The 18,471-nt window shown below is 32.6% G+C and carries 22 protein-coding genes; 4 read left to right on the forward strand and 18 right to left on the reverse strand.

Annotation, left to right across the window (positions count from 1 at the left end; all coding sequences use genetic code 11):
- Window position 1 precedes the first annotated feature (1 nt).
- From FHK87_RS05945 to FHK87_RS26105, 7 genes are all read right to left on the reverse strand, one after another.
- The gene (locus tag FHK87_RS05945) at window positions 2–490 is read right to left on the reverse strand and encodes a hypothetical protein (protein WP_140591376.1); all 489 of its coding nucleotides are present in this window, start codon (window positions 488–490) and stop codon (window positions 2–4) included.
- 25 nt (window positions 491–515) lie between these two features.
- Window positions 516–743, reverse strand: a complete 228-nt coding sequence (locus FHK87_RS05950) for a hypothetical protein (RefSeq protein WP_140591381.1) — start codon at window positions 741–743, stop codon at window positions 516–518.
- Complete coding sequence (locus FHK87_RS05955; protein WP_140591384.1) at window positions 727–1,509, reverse strand: hypothetical protein; 783 nt, start codon at window positions 1,507–1,509, stop codon at window positions 727–729. Before FHK87_RS05955 ends, FHK87_RS05950 begins: the two co-directional genes overlap by 17 nt.
- 25 nt (window positions 1,510–1,534) lie before the next feature.
- Window positions 1,535–2,281, reverse strand: coding sequence for a hypothetical protein (locus tag FHK87_RS05960; RefSeq protein ID WP_140591388.1), 747 nt, complete (start codon window positions 2,279–2,281; stop codon window positions 1,535–1,537).
- Between the two features lie 19 nt (window positions 2,282–2,300).
- A complete protein-coding gene (locus FHK87_RS05965) occupies window positions 2,301–2,942 on the reverse strand; it encodes a hypothetical protein (RefSeq protein WP_140591392.1) in 642 nt (213 codons plus the stop codon).
- A gap of 97 nt (window positions 2,943–3,039) precedes the next feature.
- Entirely contained in the window at window positions 3,040–3,942 is a 903-nt protein-coding gene (locus FHK87_RS05970) for a hypothetical protein (RefSeq protein WP_140591394.1), read from the reverse strand.
- Between the two features lie 104 nt (window positions 3,943–4,046).
- Window positions 4,047–4,217, reverse strand: coding sequence for a hypothetical protein (locus tag FHK87_RS26105; RefSeq protein ID WP_226294115.1), 171 nt, complete (start codon window positions 4,215–4,217; stop codon window positions 4,047–4,049).
- Between the two features lie 303 nt (window positions 4,218–4,520).
- On the opposite strand from FHK87_RS26105, the gene FHK87_RS05975 reads away from it, so the two are divergent.
- The 3 genes from FHK87_RS05975 (at window position 4,521) to FHK87_RS05985 (ending at window position 6,902) form a co-directional block, all read left to right on the forward strand.
- Window positions 4,521–4,841 carry a hypothetical protein gene (locus tag FHK87_RS05975; protein ID WP_140591397.1) on the forward strand — a complete coding sequence of 107 codons (321 nt, stop codon included), beginning with the start codon at window positions 4,521–4,523 and terminating at the stop codon, window positions 4,839–4,841.
- Between the two features lie 84 nt (window positions 4,842–4,925).
- Complete coding sequence (locus tag FHK87_RS05980) at window positions 4,926–5,744, forward strand: hypothetical protein (RefSeq protein ID WP_140591399.1); 819 nt, start codon at window positions 4,926–4,928, stop codon at window positions 5,742–5,744.
- 3 nt (window positions 5,745–5,747) lie between these two features.
- Window positions 5,748–6,902, forward strand: coding sequence for a methylamine utilization protein MauJ (locus FHK87_RS05985; RefSeq protein ID WP_140591402.1), 1,155 nt, complete (start codon window positions 5,748–5,750; stop codon window positions 6,900–6,902).
- A gap of 67 nt (window positions 6,903–6,969) precedes the next feature.
- Here FHK87_RS05985 and FHK87_RS05990 read toward each other — a convergent pair whose 3' ends face one another.
- The 3 genes from FHK87_RS05990 to FHK87_RS06000 form a co-directional block, all read right to left on the reverse strand.
- Complete coding sequence (locus tag FHK87_RS05990; RefSeq protein WP_140591404.1) at window positions 6,970–7,596, reverse strand: hypothetical protein; 627 nt, start codon at window positions 7,594–7,596, stop codon at window positions 6,970–6,972.
- Window positions 7,596–8,495 carry a DNA-processing protein DprA gene (locus FHK87_RS05995; protein ID WP_140591408.1) on the reverse strand — a complete coding sequence of 300 codons (900 nt, stop codon included), beginning with the start codon at window positions 8,493–8,495 and terminating at the stop codon, window positions 7,596–7,598. Before FHK87_RS05995 ends, FHK87_RS05990 begins: the two co-directional genes overlap by 1 nt.
- Window positions 8,496–8,559: 64 nt before the next feature.
- Window positions 8,560–8,805, reverse strand: coding sequence for a hypothetical protein (locus FHK87_RS06000; RefSeq protein ID WP_140591411.1), 246 nt, complete (start codon window positions 8,803–8,805; stop codon window positions 8,560–8,562).
- Window positions 8,806–8,999: 194 nt separating this feature from the next.
- On the opposite strand from FHK87_RS06000, the gene FHK87_RS06005 reads away from it, so the two are divergent.
- Complete coding sequence (locus FHK87_RS06005) at window positions 9,000–11,144, forward strand: UvrD-helicase domain-containing protein (protein WP_226294116.1); 2,145 nt, start codon at window positions 9,000–9,002, stop codon at window positions 11,142–11,144.
- Window positions 11,145–11,159: 15 nt separating this feature from the next.
- Here FHK87_RS06005 and FHK87_RS06010 read toward each other — a convergent pair whose 3' ends face one another.
- The 8 genes from FHK87_RS06010 to FHK87_RS06045 form a co-directional block, all read right to left on the reverse strand.
- Window positions 11,160–11,375, reverse strand: a complete 216-nt coding sequence (locus tag FHK87_RS06010; RefSeq protein WP_140591414.1) for a hypothetical protein — start codon at window positions 11,373–11,375, stop codon at window positions 11,160–11,162.
- Between the two features lie 125 nt (window positions 11,376–11,500).
- Window positions 11,501–13,234: a WG repeat-containing protein gene (locus tag FHK87_RS06015; RefSeq protein ID WP_140591417.1), complete on the reverse strand. Its 1,734-nt coding sequence runs from the start codon at window positions 13,232–13,234 to the stop codon at window positions 11,501–11,503.
- Window positions 13,235–13,285: 51 nt separating this feature from the next.
- Window positions 13,286–14,449 (reverse strand): hypothetical protein, encoded by a 1,164-nt coding sequence (locus FHK87_RS06020; protein WP_140591420.1) that lies wholly within the window; start codon window positions 14,447–14,449, stop codon window positions 13,286–13,288.
- Window positions 14,450–14,757: 308 nt separating this feature from the next.
- On the reverse strand, window positions 14,758–15,576 hold the full coding sequence (locus FHK87_RS06025; protein WP_140591423.1) for an adenine nucleotide alpha hydrolase family protein: 819 nt from the start codon (window positions 15,574–15,576) through the stop codon (window positions 14,758–14,760).
- A 5-nt stretch (window positions 15,577–15,581) separates the two neighbouring features.
- Window positions 15,582–16,598 (reverse strand): zonular occludens toxin domain-containing protein, encoded by a 1,017-nt coding sequence (locus FHK87_RS06030; RefSeq protein WP_226294117.1) that lies wholly within the window; start codon window positions 16,596–16,598, stop codon window positions 15,582–15,584.
- A complete protein-coding gene (locus FHK87_RS06035) occupies window positions 16,543–17,499 on the reverse strand; it encodes a hypothetical protein (protein ID WP_140591426.1) in 957 nt (318 codons plus the stop codon). Before FHK87_RS06035 ends, FHK87_RS06030 begins: the two co-directional genes overlap by 56 nt.
- A 6-nt stretch (window positions 17,500–17,505) precedes the next feature.
- Complete coding sequence (locus FHK87_RS06040; protein ID WP_140591429.1) at window positions 17,506–17,961, reverse strand: hypothetical protein; 456 nt, start codon at window positions 17,959–17,961, stop codon at window positions 17,506–17,508.
- A 21-nt stretch (window positions 17,962–17,982) separates the two neighbouring features.
- A complete protein-coding gene (locus FHK87_RS06045) occupies window positions 17,983–18,471 on the reverse strand; it encodes an ECF-type sigma factor family protein (protein WP_140591432.1) in 489 nt (162 codons plus the stop codon).

The raw sequence follows: 18,471 nt of genomic DNA on the forward strand, positions 1-18,471 counted from the left end.
ATTAACCTTGATTAATTCTTACGTACTTATTTTTCTGAGCTTGATAGGCTAATACCCCAATTCCACCAACGACAACAACTCCTAAAGCAACATATAGTATTGTCGTTGTGGTCGTATCCTTTTTAGGAGTTTCCTTAGTTCTTTCATTTCCAAATCCTACTCTGAAATCCGAAGGAGTCTCATTGTTAGGCGCTCCGTATAATTCTGGAATTTGTATAGGCGCAGGCTTACTGATAATTGTATCAACCGCCCCTCCTATAGCTGCTCCACCACCTAAATCCCTATAAGCTTGTCCTAATTGTGAAAAGAAGTTTCTTCTCTTTTGCCTTCTGGCAATTCGTTTAGGATTAGATCGCCTTTTGGCTCGCCTTGCTTTTCTAGCAGCACGTCTTTTCGCTCTTTTCTCTTTGTTCCCAAAAAATAGGAACTCATCATAGGTATCATCACCTACATGATCTGCTAACAACATTTCTGTTTCTCCTGCTATCATAGTTAAGTTTCTTAAAGTTTAGTATTTATATGATGTACATAATGTGTAGGGTTGAATCCATCGGGTCAAACGACTTGGCATTATGTGGTTTTCCAACAAAGGGATACGATTTTGCGTCACCAGCAGCAAGTGGTATTCCATTCACCATTACTGGAGAGTTCCCAATGTTTTTTACGGATGCAAATAGAAACCCTAATGGGATTTCTCCTGCATCACTAAAAACTTGTTCTATAGTTTCAGCTAGTACGTCCATTTGCTTCTATTTTAGTTTTCATTTTATACATTACAAATCCCGTTACCACAAGCCCTAAAACAGCAACTCCAATGATGTTTTGCCTCTTTCTTTTGTTACTAGTTTTTTCTGGTTTTTTCTCTTTTCCATTTCTATCCATTACTTCCATATTTGATGCGCTCATATTTTCTGCTACTATCGGTAGTTCTTCCTCCATTAGTGGGATAGTCCCCTTTGGAGTTCTTCTACGCATAATAGGTGTAGATCTACGTTTACGACTTCCATATCTTCTTTTGTACGGAATGACTATATCTCTTGATACTTTCGGTTTTTTCCTTTTATTAGGAATAGATACAGATGGTCTTGTACGCTTTCTTGGATCGCCTGGCATAATAGGAGTTCCCTTAAAAACTGGCTTTCTAATCCCTATCTTTGAGATTCCTTCTAAGTCTCTATGAATAGGGTTTCCAAATTTTATCGGTGGTCTTCTGAAAGGCTTTTTTATGGTTCTAGGTCTTGAAACCATTCTGTTTCTAAAGGGGCGACCAATAGGTCTGCGATATCGCTTATCTAGTGTTCTTACTGGACGCCTTACTGGACGGGTTCTACGCCTTCTTCTTCCGATACCTACAGCATTTAATATTCTTGCTTTAGGATGTTTACGTATTAGCCTACCTAATCTTCTTCGGTTCTTTTTTTTACGTAGCTTATGACGAATGACATGATGTAAAAAAGGATCATATTCCGAAGTCTCTAATTCGTCTATATCTATTGGGTAATCAATCATATCTTCTGTATTTTAAGTGTTAAGATTACCTATTAGATATAGGTTGCGCTGGCATATAAGGCATTGGTTGTTTTGAGCTATTAGATTTAGCCATTACCACACCAATAATTGCTAAGAGCGCAATTCCACCTCCTGCCATTAACATTGTATTAGTTTGCTTTTTCTTGGCTGCTGCTGCTTCCCTTTTAGCTGCTTCTTCTCTACGTCTGCGCTCAGCTTCTTCCCTACGTCTGCGCTCAGCTTCCTCCCTACGTCTACGTTCGGCTGCTTCTCTCATTTCCCGCATTCTACGTTCCATATCCCGTTTAGCTTGAGCAGCTTGAGCAGCAGCTCTACGTCTTGCAGCAGCAGCTTGTGATGCTGCAAGTGCAGCAGCATTTCCACTACCACCTCTACTTCGTCTACGTCTTTTCTTTTTGAAAAGCCCTCCTACAATACCAATGGCTCCTTTTGCAAGCGCTCCCCAAAATTCATCTTCATCCTCGTCTCCATCATCATAGGAACTGAAATTGCCTTGTTCCAAATCAAGCATTTCTTTACCTCGATATTGAATATGAATCGTTAGTAGTTTACCTAAATCATCTTCAAATTTTTGATTATTTGATTTTAGTAATTCCACTACTTCATTGATAAGTTGTTTTTTATTGGGCGTTCCTGTAAAGGACACTCCATATTTTGCCAATAACCCAATTACAGGTTTAGGTTTGGTTAGGATCAAATGACTGATTAGGTTAATCGAATCATTATATTTTTTTTGAAAACTCTGTTTCATCTCTTACTCTTTTAATTTGTTACGAATTGCTCATACGTGTCGCACCTACCAGATATCCTGCGATAAAAACCACACTTAATAGCACTATTTCATCTTTTCCAAATACCGATGCTTTCTGAGGTTCTGAAACAGTAGGTGTAGTTTCTTTTTCTTTTTCAATACCCTTTCTCTGGCGTATTTCATTCCAGACCATTTGTACTTCTGATGCCAATTTCTGATCTTCTGGATTGGCATTAGATTTCTTTACGATACGGTCATAATAGTTCTTAACTTCCTTGTCGCTTGCATCAGAAAATTGATCTAAGAAACTATCTTCGTCACCCGACCCATTGTAGTTTGAGTGTCCACACTCTCCACAAAAATTATCATCACTATTATAATTATTGTTGTTACAAGAGTTACAGGGCTTTTTCTTTTCCTTCTTATTAAGGGCTAGTATTGCCTTCTTATCTGGATGGTGCTTTAATACTTCTGAAATTACCGATTTACCATTTTTCTGTATCAGTTCTTTGGTTGCCTTCACAAGTGTGTGTAAATTCTCTGGAACTTCATATCCACAATCAAAAATGATCTTACGTATCGGATCAGGGTTACTAAGCACGATGTAATCAATACTATTTTGTGCTAAGCCTTTTGTTCTATGTCTTTTTGATGTTTTCATAAGCATATATTTTGTGATTAAAAAAAGATCAGCCAAAGCCTTGGAGAATATTCCTATCGCTTTGGCTGTATCACTTTTGTAAGCTTGCTTATAGCAACTATCTCAATCTACGTCTACGTAGACTTGATATTGGATATCGACGTCTTGGTCTATATCTGCGTACTGGTCTTCTACGAAATCGTCTACGTCTACGTGGACGGATTCCAAAGGCTGTCTGTCTTTTTCTTCTACGGATCAAATCGATCTGTGGCAGACCTGTGGTTCTTGGAACTCTTGATAATTCCGCTACATTGTTACCTTTTAACAGGTTACCCATGTTGGCTCTCGCTTTAATTGTAAAGGTGAAAACTGCTGTAGTTTCAGGATTGATCGTAACACGCAAGGAATCCTGTCCTGTCACGTTCAACTCGAAATTATCATCATCAATTAATTGTTGAGTAAAGTTCTGAGGACTCGTAGCATTACGTGGTTGATACACACGGATGGTATTTGATCCAGCAGCTGTCCTTTTTGTCAACTTTAATACGTTGTCAAATTGTAAGGGATTTGATACCGAATATTTCATCCCTGAAATCTTGAAAGGATTCGCTTTGGATTCCTCCCTAACTTCCTTATGGCTCGATTCCTCAACCGTAACAGTTACTCCAGCAGGCTGCGCTGCTTCCTCATTTCCTCCAAAAACAACAGCTTCGGCTTGATCACCAGAAGTGTTCTTCACTACTACCGTAAGAGTTCTATCGTTTGGATCTATTTTACCAATGGAAGTACGTGTATAATCGTCATAACCATCCTCCTCATAGTCATCTACATATTCATCTTCGTATTCTTCGTCATAGTCATCATACCCATCCTCATTTCCTTCAAAACCTGAATCAAAATCATCCTCGTCTTCGTCGTCGTAGTCATCATACCCATCATGCATATCCATATCTCCATCATAATCATCAAAACGATCTTCTGCATCGTCTTGATATCTCATTAGTTCATCGTAATCGTTCATAATAATTTGTTTGTGCTGTCATAGACAGCGTTTGACATTTTTTCCCCTCAAATCTTTTCCAACTTTTATAACAAATGGCATCGATAATGCCCCTCTCTAAAGGGTTATGCTTTCTTGTTTGTGACTTGTGGTTTTTTAGCTTGTGCTAGTTTTTTTGCTTTTCTCTTATCCAACATTGGGCGTACATAGAATGCTCCAAGTGCTGTAAAAGCTATTGCTGATACGACTATTACTGCTCCTATAGCTTTGTAGTCTAAATCTTTCTCATTTGCCATTTCTCTAGTGTATTATTTGTGAATATTTGGCTTGGTTTCTAAACCTTTGAGTGCTAAATTCAGAAGGTGTACTGGGAAAAACACGCAACTTTTTTGCTACGGGGCATCAAAAAAAAGAGGAATTCAGGAAGGGCAACACATAAGAAAGTACGAGGTGTAGTAAAACTTTTTTTTGAGATTCTTGGCTATGGGTCGATAACCAACTTATTTAACAAAACATGAAGATATTTGACCTTAGTTCCTAAACCTTATGTTTCCGGAAATATTCCTGTTTTTGTATTTTTATAGGAAATATTCCATTAAATGATCCGCAAACTAATTCAAGAGCATTTGGTTTTTACCAAAGATGTTTACGATTATTATTTTAACGATGCCTTAAAAAATGGAGTATTAGCGGTAGAAAATGATAAAGGAAAGGCAAAATTGGATATGGGTATTTATTACCTTAATGATATTCCTAAACCTAATATAAAAAATGATGAAGTCTATACAATTCTTTGGGGACTAATTCAGAAATATAAAGCTTTCAGCTATACTCCGCATCGCTTTCGTGACACCCCTAAGTATTATGAATATGAGCCAGAATCAAAGACTTGGGAAATATATAATAGACCTTCCCCTTGATGAACAAGGGAATTATTAATACATTTAAGGATTAGGATTAGCATTTTTAATAGCTATATATTCTTTAACCTTAAATAAGATTAAATGATCTTAATCTACATAATCATTGGTGCAGTAATTCTTTTTTTCATTTTTGGAATCATTGGTTCTGCTCAACTAGAAAACAAAAGTACCAAAAACACGTCAAAAACAAATAGCAGCAAATCTTTACCAAAAATTGAAACTTTGGTCTCTGAAATAAATACCATACAGGATTATAGAAAGCTCAAAGCTAAATACAACAGAGCTGAAGAAAGTTACATGACAACTCATAGTGATACTGCTGAAAAAAGGTATGAACTTTATGAGAATGCTTTCTTAGAAGCTTCAGAAAAAGTTATGTTTTATCAGTACTTTCCCGATTTGACGCTAGACGCTGAAAAGGATGAAATTGAAAATACTTGCAAAATTGTAGAACTATCAGAATATGAAAAAATACGTAAAGAAATAGGAGGTTCTGATGCTGATTGGGTAGAGATTACTTGCGGGGATTATGTTGATAAGAGTTATGAGACAAAACCAAAATACTTACCTTCTCTAGTAAAGTATCAAGCTATTATTAACTCCACGGAAATTAGTGATTTCGACAAAGCCAAAGTTGTAGAAAACCTAATAAAAAAAGATGCAGTTTTTTTTGATGAATTTTTCTATGGTTATAGCAAAGAAAGTTTTATTGAAAATTGGCTAATCAATCAGCTACGAACTAATGGTGTACCCCTAGCAGACAAGATTTATGAACTTGGTTATAAAACTATGGATGAATTAAAGAATATTAATCTTGATGAAATTAAAAACATCAATGGATTCGGAACAAAGAAAATAGAAAAACTAAAGAGTATCATTGAAAAAACGAAACAAGATTAAAGCATGGATATTGTAAAAGAGATTAAAAAATTACATAAAGATATAGTCGTAGAACTACAAAAAGATTTTTTATTGGTTGAACATCCAAAATACAAATTTGATCTTGAATTTGACCTAGAAGATGGGGATAACGAAACTCTATTAAAGATTGTTAAAGAAACCTTAGAATGTGAGTATGTATTCGGAAAATCATTTTTGAATGAAGACTGTTTTGAAATAGTGGTAAACTTGACCTATGCCAAAAATTTATTTCCAGAAGAAAACATCGATATTGATTTAGCTGAAGATATCAAAGATAAATGTATCTATGAAATCGGTGAGATTTCACCAATGTTTGCTCAATTCCTTAAAGGCACCATAAAATATGATCATTTTGATGTCGATTATTATTACAGTTTAAAAATACACAATCTACAATCTGTATTCATTCTCACAGATAAAGAAGAAATTAAACAAGCCTATAATGAAGCTTTAGACATAATTACCTTTGATTTACATCGTAAATATGATCTTAAACTAAATATTGTTGATTTTGGTAATACGGAAGAACATGATATCGATTTTTATGAAGAACCCCAATTAGATACAATTGAAGATACTTCTGTTACTTTGGATATATATGATAGTGATTTAGTGTCCTATTACAATAGGGCTTCAAATATGACAGATAGTGAGTTTAAATACCTTGCATATTTTCAAGTATTGGAATGTATTTTCGATGAAGTATATAAGGAAGAAACTATACAAGATGTAAGAGGTATCTTGCAATCAAGTAACTTTTCCAATAGAAGTAATGAAGATATTTCCAATATAATAAAAATCGTAGAGCGCTATAAACAGGAGAAGAATGATAGAAGTAAAACGGGACTTGTCCTGGATAAATATTTCAAAGGAGATTTGAGAAAAGAAGCATATAATTTAGTAAATAAAGATATTTTCGATTTACTAATCCAAATGAAACAAATCAAAGATACTTCTGATATGAATGATTTGAATAAGCTTGCAACAGTCATATATGATTTCAGAAATGAATGTACACATTCAAACAGGTCATATCCTATTAAGAATTCTACAGTCTCATCTAATGCAAATCTTCTAGATTATATATTACTAATTCAAAAGGTGGCTGAACGAATAATTTTGAATTATAAGGTATGACAAACCCAATATGATGCTGTGAAAGATTTCAATATTTTTAGTTTGCACTATAATACCTTTTTAAACTTTAGACACGAATTGTACGTGCTAAAAACAACCCAACAATTTGTTTATTTGGAAGTCGCTCCATAATAATCTGCTTACAGGCTTTAAAATGCGCTCCAGTAGTCACAACATCATCAAAGAGAATAATATTACGTCTCAAATTCTTGATTTCATTTTCGTCCAATTTCAAGTTCTGTGCTATCTGAAACTGATTTGGTCTTGGCTCTCCCTCGGCAATTGTATGTGAAGCTTGTTTACTTTCATTACAAAGAATAAGTTCACTCATTTGCCCTCCATATTCTTCACATAACTTCCGTATGGCTTGAGACATTCTATCATCATACTCAGGGTGGTCTTTTGCCTTGGATGGTGGAATAGGAACTAACGTAAAATCTTCAAATTTTAAACCATTTAACGCTTCGATAAAATTATTGGCAACTTCATTGATTGCACCATCCTTATATCCCCAATCTGCTTTTCCTTTTCGATTTAGAGGTTTTTTAAAGTTAGAAATTAATTGATTAGTAGGGCTGTGTGCATATCCAGCTCTTGCTGTATACTCTCTTAGGTAGTAACAATTATCAGAAACCGATAAATAGGAATGATCCAAACATAAAAACTCGTCTAGTTTAAGTATTTTGTATGACATTATAAACCTAGTGCGTTTTTAATATCCAAATAATCTTTAACACGAATAGCTCCTTGCTTCAAAAATCTATCCGGCCATGTAATTTTTGGGTTTTTAAAACAGCTATCTAAAATAAAAAGTTTTCTCCCTTGATGAAGTGCTGCTCTTGCCTGTATTAACGTTCCTGATGTTTCTCCTGCTTCAATTATAATGGTAGCTTCGGTCAAAGCTGACATGGTTTTATTACGTTCAGGAAAAAACAATTTGTTACCATGAAAAGTTTGTTGAGTATAACGATAAAATGGTACTTGGCTAACTAATAAATGGTTTTTTGCTATGTACTCCTGTAAACTTTTATTTTGCTTTGGATAAAAAGTATTCATTGGTGTTCCAATAACAGCTATTGTTCTAGCCTTTGCATTAATAGCGGAAGTATGAGCTTGAGTATCGATTCCTTGTGCTAAACCTGAAACAATTGTAACATCATCTTTGACCAACAATTTAACTAACTTGTCGGCACGTTTCTTTCCTTCATCACTAGGTTTTCGTGTGCCAACTATAGCAACCGAACGTGTACTTAGATAATCTAAATTACCTGAATAATATAATACTTCAACAGGTTCTTTTGCGTCTTTTAGTCTAATTGGGAAATCAAACGTTCCATTAATCAAAATATTAGTCCTGTAATCAAGTTGATTACTTTTAATCATCTCTGTAATCTTGATTTTAAAAGATTCAATTACTTCAGGATCTACAAAATCTGAAGGTCTGCTACCTGGATTACTCGCGAACCTTTCCGAAAGTGATTTGAAAGAAGTTTTTCTATCATTCCATAATGCTTCATAAGCTCCTATTTCTTTCATAGGAACAATTGCATCATCCAGTAAAAGATCATCACTTCTATCTGCGAATAAAGACATAATTAGATTTTAGGTTTAGTTTTGTTAAGGTTATACAATATAAGTAAATAAATCTATTACTCTGTTACAGTTCTATATTTTCAATAAATGGATCAAGCAACTTCCCTTCATTAAATACTTCTTTATCAATAATTCTATTCCGCTTTCGATCATAAGTTAACTGAACATAGAATTTATACAAACTATATAATATCAACTTTGAATTCGTTTTAATTATTGTATCAATATGCGTACCATCTTTCCATATCGACTTGAATTGTTCTTCTTCAGACAATTTTAAAAATTCATCAATTCTCAAAACGCAAATCATCCTTTAAATTAGAATTCAAATATAAGTAACTCACTAAAATATGCTGTTAGTTTTAATGATTTACAAGTGACTAAACTGTTAACAACTTAATAAAGTATTAGTTATACAGGTTTCCTAAGACATCTAAAATCCCTATTTTTAAGGGAAATTAACGCTTACAAAAGCAATCTATATACCAACTTAAAGAAATCTTTGTGGACATTATTAACCCAAACCTCAGTCATCTTAATCAAAAACAACAAGTTGCTGTTCTTAGTGAATCCAAACAACTCCTTGTATTAGCTGGGGCAGGATCTGGAAAAACAAAAACCCTACTTCAAAAATTGCTGTATTTGATTGAAGAGAAAGAGGTAAGTCCAAATCATATTCTCACCATTACTTTTGGAAAGGAAACTGCCAACGAGATGCTAGATAGATTACTTTTAGCAACAGACGAAACTGGTGCATATTCTAAAGTACTAACCGATCCAAGTTTAAGTAAAAAAGAAAAAGACTTAGAACGGCATTTCTTTATTAAAAAGTACAAATGGATAGATAATTTAACCCTCAAAACCTTTCATAGTTTTTGCTATCAGATTTTGAGGAACTATGGGGTAAAGGAGTTTGATAATAAGTTTAAAATCATCAATGATAACTCAAAGAAAGATGAATTCTTAACTACAAGTGCAACCGAAAGTGCTACTGACGTACTCCATAAAATAATTATAGAAGAATGTGCCAATAGTGAATATTTATTAGACCTTAAACGGTATGTATTAGATTATCTTTCTTATGATCTACGGAAAAAGAAAAATAACATCCTAAATACTTATGAGGAAAGTAAAAAATACATCTCCCTTAACGGAACCAAGGTGAGATCAAAATCTGAACAGTATATTGCTGACTGGTTATATCGTCACAATATTGTTTTCAAATACGAAAAGCCTACCAATTTAACAGGTGACTTTGATTTTAAACCTGATTTTTTTATTCCTGAAGCGGATATATATCTCGAACATGTTAGTGAGAAAAGTTATCCAAGTAAACAAAAAGAAGCACAGTATAAAAAGACAAATAGGGTATTGGAAAAGACATTTGAAAAACAAGCGCAAGATACTGCTCTCTTTAATTTAGAGCTAGATCGGATTGTTAAAGGAAGATTGCCCTCAAACTATCACTATAAAGTTTCTTTGTCATTCGAAGAAGAATTTAAAAACTTCAATAAAGAAATAAAGGATTTTATAAACTTGGCTATGTCCGTAATGCATAAGGCTAAAGTAGAAAATCAAAGCCCTGAAAAACTCTATACCAAATCTCAAACTGATCAGCACGAAAGAGTCCGTAAATTTTATCAATTGGCAATACCCATTATTGAAAAGTATCAAGAATATTGCACCAATAAATCCTATATGGATTTTGATGATCTTATTTCCAAAACTATCTCTCTTTTAAAAAATCAAAAAGACATAAAAGAAAAGTTCCAGCAACAATACAAATATATACTTGTTGATGAGTTTCAGGACGTAAATACTTTACAAGTTGAACTATTAAAACAGTTACATCATTCCGAAAACCAATTATTTTGTGTAGGTGATGATTGGCAAAGTATTTATGGGTTTAGAGGTTCCAACGTTGATTATATTGTTAATTTTTCAGACTATTTTCCAGAAGCAAAGACAATTAAATTAAATCTAAATTATAGAAGTACAGAACATATTGTTAATGCCGGAAATGAGGTAATTGCGAATAATAAATTTAAAATCGAAAAAGAAATAATTTCTTCTAAAAAATCTGACAGCAAAATTCACATCTATTCTGGCAATACAGAAGAAGATAATGTTGATTTTTTGGTGGATCAAATCCAACAATTACAACAAGAAAAGGAGTATAAAAATGACGATATACTTATTCTATATCGAAGCTCTAAAATGTATTATCCATATCAGAATCGACTAAAAAAAGAAGGGATTTTTATTTCCAGAAAATCAATACACGCATCAAAAGGACTTGAAGCTAAAGCGGTTTTCGTAATAGGAATGACTAGCGGATTGGGAGGATTTCCTGATGTAAGGATGGGAGATCGTATTTTTCAAGTCATCAAGCCATCTAATCACGATCTCCTTATGGAAGAAGAAAGACGACTTTTTTATGTCGCAATTACCAGGGCAAAAGATGAACTTTTTTTAATTACTGAGAAAGGTAATGAATCTCCTTTTTTAAAAGAGATTCCTAACAACGTTAGGCACAATATAAACAAGCCTTTAAGATTGTTAAATCCTGAAAAGAAACTGTGCCAATCTTGTAATCACCAAATTAACGAAAAGTTCTTGTTTTGTCCTCATTGTGGCGAAAATCAATAAACTTTTCAATATCGTTTATTTGGTTGCATCCAAAGTCCAATAAATAATGCTATTGAAGTTGTTTAAATCACCTTCTTCACAAAAATGGATATGTTTATTGTTGATGCAAACGGATCTAATTTCAATAATGTCTTTTGGAAAATTATCAATATACTGGATCGAATATTGCCAATCTTTACCAGTAACTTTAAAATACTCTAAAAGTGTTTCCTCAATTCCTATTCTTTTCATTTAAATGCTGATTGAAAATTGGTAACTTAAAAGAGTCTCTTTTTATTGTAGCGGTAAAAAATAGATCTTAAATTTATTTAATTGAATAGACTATACAAATTTAATTACAACGTAACTTTGAATTATCATTCTCTATAGCTTCCAAGGTAATTTCCATGTAGATCGTATAAGTATCTTTTTCTACTTTTTTCTTTACGTTGTGCAATAAATTTTTTTCCTCCGGTTTCAAACCAAATCTTATAAAACATTGGTTCAATAATTTCTTTATCATAACTATTTACTACTCCAAAAACTTCATTCTTTTTTACAATAATTCGATTCCGAAACTTTTTATTCAATAACAGATCAGTATATTTAGGATAAATCATAATATCTTTACTCACATCATAAAAACCATATTCTTGGTTTTTTTTCAATTTAACTAGCCCTATGTCCTGATTAATCTGGATTTCCTCAAATTCTTCATTACTCACTAAAGAACCATCTGACTTGGCTAATTTGGTTTTTTCACCTTTTAGTAAAATCAATATTTTTCCATTCAATTTATAGGAATCAATTTCAGCATAACTCTCTGGGTACAGATCTTCGATTGTTTTATTAAGTCTTAACAATTTCCATTCATCTAACTTCTGACAAGCAATTATAAAAGGGTTTTTATTAATAATAATAATATCTTGATAAATTGCATCATCCATAATTTGACCCTCGAAATTCAAGATTTCGTATTCAGATTCGCTCTGAACTACCAGATAAAAACCTGTTAGTAATAAATAGTCCTGAAATGCAGTGCTTTTTGGCTTTCCTTTATAATCAGAAATAAAATAATCCCCGTAAACTTCATTAATCAATAATGAATTATTTGATATTTTTTTTAGTTCATTATATTTTAGAGGAATTACAATTTTACCATTAGAATTTATAACACCTGATTTTTCATCTTTGGAAACAATAGCAAGATCCTTTTCAATAATTTTTGCATATCCATATTTGTGCGGTATTGAAAGATTAAGATCTCTATCACAAAAGCCTATTTTATTAGTTTCAAAATCCTTCAACGGATAAAAACTTAGTTCAGAGTTATTACTAAAGGCTTCTTTTACTCTTATGAAATGGTCAATTTTTTCTCTGTGATTACTTATGGCATCTTTAACTTCTTCATTTGATAAATCATATGAACCTACATACCCTAAAACTTTTGCTGACCCATTACAAACATTACATTTAACTTTTCTTGTGAAATTGATCTTTCCGGACCCTTTACATACAGAACATTTTACAGTATAAGATGTATTTTTATTCGTTCCATTAAGACCGTTAGCAAATGCTTGAACATAGTCATATTTCGTTTTTAATCCATCTCCATCACACGAATAACACTTCTTAGAATGAGATTCTTCAATTTTTCCTGATTCACACCTATAATTTGAACAACTTTCATAAGTATAATATTTAAGCGACTCTTCCTTTTCTTTTCTTACTTTCTCTATTCTTTTTTCTTCCTCTCCCTTCTTCTCAAAATACTTTTCAAGCTTAATAAAATAACTCATGGTTTCGTTTCTTAACTCTGGTGTCACGGAGTTAGAATAGTTATTTATAAATAAGTCTAAAGAAGCCTGAGCTTCCCTAAATTCACCAGAATTAAAAAGGGTTTTTACTTTTAAATTCAGTATACGACCATTAGTACTTTTTAAAGATTTTTCTGTTTTAGAAATATACTTCAATGCTTCTTCCCAATTGGTTTGGTTAAATTGTTTCTCTGCTTCTATGAAATAAAGTTTTGCTATTTCATTAGTTGATACTTGGGCATTAACACCTGCAATCAAGATTAATGATAAAAACGGGAATAATATATTTTTCATAATTGTTTTTTTAATAGAACCAATAATTAAGCAATCTTTATTTCGAGTATGTTAAAATGTAATTATAAGTAGAGTAGCTGTGTAACCAGTTTTAATATTCCATTCTTTATTGGAAATTTTCTTTCCTTTATCATCAATTATTATAAATTCGGCTGTGTTTGGAGATGATGTTCCTTCATTTAAAGCAGTAAAATCAATTCTGTTTTGTCCACTTGTCAATTTAATATCGAAAGAAAAATAACTGTCACTAAGTCTAATACTAGATTTAATAATTACCCCGTTAAGTTTTACGCTTACTCTATCCCCATCTATATTCCCATGATCTCTACATTTAACAGTAAGATATTTAGTCCCATAGCTTTCTATATCCCCAATAAACTGATTACTTTCAACAGGTTTAGTATTACTTTCAAATTGATTTTCTTCTTCTATTGTTCCTTGACCACTCCAAAAATCATCTTTTACTTTATCCTTTTTCTTATCAACATTTGATGATTCTCCAGACCAAAAATCGTCTTCCTCACGTTTCTTACAATTTTTTTTAAGATAGTTATCGATGTAAACTACATAATTATTAAGCTCCTCAAACTCTGAATAAGATTTATCTAGTCTTCGATTGTACTCCTTTAATGAGTCTTCAAACATTTTTAATAATCGATTGAGTTCCTTTTTTGATTCAGAGAACTGTTCATAATTATTTACATTTTCACGAAGGTTATTTACAAATGAGTAAACAGCTCCTAGTCTCCCTAATCTTGAAATAGCTTCATTAGCAATAATCATTTCTATATTATCTGCCGTTGCCTGATCGAGAATTTTTTTACCATCATTAATATAGTTGTATATTCTTTCTGATTTTTGACTTACATCACCCGCTTCCTTTGCTAGGTTTATTATTTGTCCAGATGGGGAAGCAACACCTACAAGATCATTAATCGCATCACATAAGGTTTTTAAAGTTATCGGTATCAATCTCCAATCAGATGCCGGTGACGAATCATCAATCAATTCCTTTCGATATCTCCTGATATCCTCTATCATTGAAGTGTTGATCATATATTTTTTCTTAGCCAATTCCCATTTTTCGCTTATTGTTTGATTTCGATAAATAAGTAATTCTTCACAAGACGTTTGTGAATAAGACAAAAAAGAAAAACTAAAAATAATAACTACCTTAAATCTTTTAATCAATTCATTTCTTTGTTTGTATTTCATAGTCTAACTATCAATTATATATTCTAACTGGAAAAAATCCGAATAACAAACAGATTATCTGATGTTATAAGAGACGTACTTAAGAACAAAAATCATTTAAAGGGTAATAGTCATAACAATATGTCAGAAAAAGAAATCACTACCAAAAAATGGTTCGGGGTAAGACAAAAGTGATTCTTTAACTATTAAGTCTTTCTAAAATTAAATATTTTTTCGAATAAAAAGAAATTTTATTTTTCTAGGATTTTACCTGTTGTAGTTACTCTTAAAGTTTACTCTTAACTAACTGAAAAATCACTTTAATCTTTTTACACGCCACAAATTCCTTCGCATTCATCAATCAACTCTGGAAATATATTAAGCTGTTTTGATGCTAATTCTTTACCTTTTTGGATATCTATTATAACCTCTTTAAGTGGTCTGCAGGAACGGTGAATAAAACATTCATCTTTAATGCCTGGATAACTTCTTATTTTTTCATCTAAGATTGTTGCTGCTTCAAAATTATCAGGCTCATTTTCGTAAATCCATAGCCAGTAATTATTGGAATGATACGGGCATACAACACAACTAGAACGAACTGGAACAGGGAGATAATGTGCTTTGAAATTATTGATACAGTCGATTCTTCTGTATCTTTTTTCGATAAGTGGAAAACGATGACTAAGCCATTTTACATCAGCTTCCTTCATGCGTTGTAACTCATCATAACTAATTCCTAACCATAAATTTACCTTACTCTTTTTCTGTACTACTTCCCTTATAAATTTGCGTACAGGTCTAATCTTATAGTCTCCTGTACATTGCCTCTTAAGCATTGATTTTTTACCCGTAGTTGGGTTCTTAATAAAAAATGGTATTCCTGAAGGTCGTTTACGATTCGATTCGAGATAATCCAACATATCTTGATACAAATTACCTCCAGTAGTCACATTTATATTAAAATTATATTCCTGATCAACAAATTTCATTAACCATTCCAAATATTTATATACTCTTTTTGGTTCATTTCCTGTATCAGAAAATATAGCAAGATCTGGTTTTTTATTAAACTCCCCCCGAAGACTACGTAAGAGCAAATCTGTAGATTGTGTTCCTGCTCCTAATGAAATGATATTATATTCCATAACTTCTAATTTAAAACAGGACTTAGAATTTTATCATCGTGATAACGTAAATAATCAGAAATCAATTTGATAATAGCTGCATTACGATCCTTATAAACAGGTTTATTATAAAAATCTCTTTCATTAAGCATCATACGTATTGTAGACTTTTCTTCCTGATCAATAAATCGTTTACAAGCTCGAATATAGGCTGCCCTAGTACAACCACTAACTTTTCGTCTACGCATATCGATATAAACAAAAAAACTACGTTGTTTTTTGTACTCCGATTCAGTTTTAAACTTACCTTCATCCATTGCTCTGGAGCATAAATCGTATTGCTCATTAACAATAAGTTGTGCTATTCTAACAATAGAATAATTAGGGATTCTTTCTTTATATTTTGTAATGGGATCTACCTGATGATGTAATCGTATCCAAGTACACGCTTGAAATTGTGTTGTAGTCACTTTTCCTAAAGATTGGTGTGAAAACAAAATATCTATTCCCTTATGCCTAACGGTAGTCAATGCCCCAATAAGTGATTGTCCCTTTGCTCCTGTCATATAACTATCCGTATCATCTAATACCACAAGACCGTTTTTAAAGTGATTTACAATCTTTTCAGCTACTTCTCTTTTTTCTATGTTACTCATAGCTTTACCACCCTTCTTGAAAGGAAGAATTCTTCTAGCAGCCACTTTTGTTAATGCCTTTATATGATTAGGACTTACAGTACGGAATGTAGGATAATCATGTCCATTCGTATCAAACGCTAAAACTTTTCTGCCTTTTTTACTTTTTTCTGGATTATCCTTCATATAATATTTGATCTCCAAATTGGTACGAAAGGTCTTTCCAACTCCCATTTCACCGATGATAAGCATCACAAATGGATCACGTTCTAAATCCTCATTGCTATATACAATGGGTTTCCTTCCCTTAGTAGACTTTTTCTTAGTTTTTGATTCCGTAGCCATACTTCCATCATTTTGGATCTTCTGCCACTTCGATAATCGTGCTTTCCATTCTTGGTTCTTCATCGTATTCTTCTTGAACAATTACAGGATCTATTACTTCTTTTTCTTTTAGTGGCACTTCTTCTTTCTTAGTTTCCGGTTTACCATTGATTTCCTCATAGGCTGTATCAAGTATATCTCTTTCATCATCATCAGCTTCCAAGTCCTGATCCGAGTATCCTTTTTCCTCTCTTACGATATCCAAAATACGCTCTACTAAAAGATCATTTTCTGCTTTGATCTCCATTACTACACGACCTTTCTTAAATAAAATTGACAATACTACTGCCATTAATTGTCTCTCTGGAGTCAGCTTTTTTGCCTTTCTTTTTAGTATTTGCACTAACAAAGGTTTTAATAGCGCCTTATCCTCCTTATCTAATTTTATTCGCTTTACATTCTTCTCGTTCTGAACCTCAATGAGTTCTATTATTTCTTCAAAATCATAGAATTCCTTGTGCTTCCTGATCTTTACAAAATATCCTCCTCCTAAATCAATTAGATTGTTAACCGTTCCAAAAATGCTATCAGCAGCTTGTTTAGCAGCATCCGTCGGTAACTCAAATTCATCCTTCTCTGCATCACTATTTGCTTGTGAATCATCATCACTTATAGTTGAACCATTCTCAAACCCTTCGTCTATTTCCTGTTCTGGTGCGTCTAAAGGTGATTTATCCCTTGTATCAAAAGTTTCCTGTTCCATTGCTTTTCCTGAATTCTTTTCTGCTTCATTAAAATCATTCTTTTGTCCTGGTCTATCTGGTTTCCATATATTCCAGTCGTCAGGTTTTGTTACACCTGCTATTTCCTTTTCAATGACCGCCTGATTTAAAGGACTCAATTCTTCATCCTGAATATCTTCAAAACCAATATCATTTGGATTTTTCAATACGTCTACCACTTCTTTCTCCAATTCTTTCTTCATATCTTCTTAGTTTATCTGTGCTATAAATTGAATAAGGTTTTCTTCTAAGGTTTCATATCGACCTACGAACGGTTTATTAAATTGTGGAATGGATAGGATCTCCTTACAATTTTTAATATGATAATAAGCTCCGAATTTCCCTTGATCGAAATACTTACCTATCTCATTGTAACTTAATCTGGTATATTGATTTATAAGATGATAACTCGCCATACGAGCTTCTTTATACTCTTTTGTAATCTTACCATTTACTTCTTTATGCTCAACTTCAAAAATTTTAAAGGCTTCAGAAATCACAAAAACAGTAATCAGCTTAAGACGTTGTGTTTTATTTTTTCGAACCTTTATCGTTCCTGATAATTGTCTTATAATATTGATGGCTTTCTGCATCCCAAACTTTCCAATCAGCTTATCGATACTTTGTTGTAAATCTGAATACTCTTTCCCTGCTATTTTTTCCATACTAAATCCCCATTTAAAAGATTACTTCATTGAAACTATGTTATATCGATAATAAAAAAACGAAGTTCTTTCAAGCATATATTTACCGATTATTGTATCGCCCCCAATCTTAGTTTTTAGCCCCATACCTCTCAATTTTGATCTCCTAAGACCTTTAGTCCTTTTCATTTTTACCAATTCATCCAAAATCATTTCATCAGTTTTCTCCTTTGTGGGAACTGTTTTTTGTGGTGATTTTTTGATAGTAACTTCTGGTTTCTTTGGAAGTTCGGTTCGCTCATTATTAGTAAGCAAATCCTCATATTCTTCTTCTATATCCTCAAGGATATCGATATCCAATTTTTCTAATTGCTCCATTAACTCCTGAAGGTTTGGTTCTTCCATAGTGTCTACCAACTCATATAATTGATCGTAGATTTCGATCATTTCCTGAATCGGCTCAGGAAGGTCTTTTTTCTTAATGTTGTTTTCTTTTAAAAACTGTTTGAATTCAATTGCCTTATTTTTCAT

This window comes from Aquimarina algicola (assembly GCF_006443095.1).
GTDB classification, from domain to species: Bacteria; Bacteroidota; Bacteroidia; order Flavobacteriales; family Flavobacteriaceae; genus Aquimarina; species Aquimarina algicola.

Bases quoted from the DNA above. Each gene is read 5' to 3' on its own strand.
- FHK87_RS06010 (WP_140591414.1), bottom strand. From the start codon at position 11,375: ATGAAAAGAATAGGAATTGAGGAAACACTTTTAGAGTATTTTAAAGTT.
- FHK87_RS05980 (WP_140591399.1), top strand. From the start codon at position 4,926: ATGATCTTAATCTACATAATCATTGGTGCAGTAATTCTTTTTTTCATT.
- FHK87_RS05990 (WP_140591404.1), bottom strand. From the start codon at position 7,596: ATGTCATACAAAATACTTAAACTAGACGAGTTTTTATGTTTGGATCAT.
- FHK87_RS05985 (WP_140591402.1), top strand. From the start codon at position 5,748: ATGGATATTGTAAAAGAGATTAAAAAATTACATAAAGATATAGTCGTA.
- FHK87_RS05965 (WP_140591392.1), bottom strand. From the start codon at position 2,942: ATGAAAACATCAAAAAGACATAGAACAAAAGGCTTAGCACAAAATAGT.
- FHK87_RS05970 (WP_140591394.1), bottom strand. From the start codon at position 3,942: ATGAACGATTACGATGAACTAATGAGATATCAAGACGATGCAGAAGAT.
- FHK87_RS06045 (WP_140591432.1), bottom strand. From the start codon at position 18,471: ATGAAAAATAAGGCAATTGAATTCAAACAGTTTTTAAAAGAAAACAAC.
- FHK87_RS06015 (WP_140591417.1), bottom strand. From the start codon at position 13,234: ATGAAAAATATATTATTCCCGTTTTTATCATTAATCTTGATTGCAGGT.
- FHK87_RS05960 (WP_140591388.1), bottom strand. From the start codon at position 2,281: ATGAAACAGAGTTTTCAAAAAAAATATAATGATTCGATTAACCTAATC.
- FHK87_RS05955 (WP_140591384.1), bottom strand. From the start codon at position 1,509: ATGATTGATTACCCAATAGATATAGACGAATTAGAGACTTCGGAATAT.
- FHK87_RS05945 (WP_140591376.1), bottom strand. From the start codon at position 490: ATGATAGCAGGAGAAACAGAAATGTTGTTAGCAGATCATGTAGGTGAT.
- FHK87_RS05995 (WP_140591408.1), bottom strand. From the start codon at position 8,495: ATGTCTTTATTCGCAGATAGAAGTGATGATCTTTTACTGGATGATGCA.
- FHK87_RS05950 (WP_140591381.1), bottom strand. From the start codon at position 743: ATGGACGTACTAGCTGAAACTATAGAACAAGTTTTTAGTGATGCAGGA.
- FHK87_RS06035 (WP_140591426.1), bottom strand. From the start codon at position 17,499: ATGAAGAAAGAATTGGAGAAAGAAGTGGTAGACGTATTGAAAAATCCA.
- FHK87_RS26105 (WP_226294115.1), bottom strand. From the start codon at position 4,217: ATGGCAAATGAGAAAGATTTAGACTACAAAGCTATAGGAGCAGTAATA.
- FHK87_RS06025 (WP_140591423.1), bottom strand. From the start codon at position 15,576: ATGGAATATAATATCATTTCATTAGGAGCAGGAACACAATCTACAGAT.
- FHK87_RS05975 (WP_140591397.1), top strand. From the start codon at position 4,521: ATGATCCGCAAACTAATTCAAGAGCATTTGGTTTTTACCAAAGATGTT.
- FHK87_RS06040 (WP_140591429.1), bottom strand. From the start codon at position 17,961: ATGGAAAAAATAGCAGGGAAAGAGTATTCAGATTTACAACAAAGTATC.
- FHK87_RS06020 (WP_140591420.1), bottom strand. From the start codon at position 14,449: ATGAAATACAAACAAAGAAATGAATTGATTAAAAGATTTAAGGTAGTT.
- FHK87_RS06000 (WP_140591411.1), bottom strand. From the start codon at position 8,805: ATGATTTGCGTTTTGAGAATTGATGAATTTTTAAAATTGTCTGAAGAA.
- FHK87_RS06030 (WP_226294117.1), bottom strand. From the start codon at position 16,598: ATGAAGAACCAAGAATGGAAAGCACGATTATCGAAGTGGCAGAAGATC.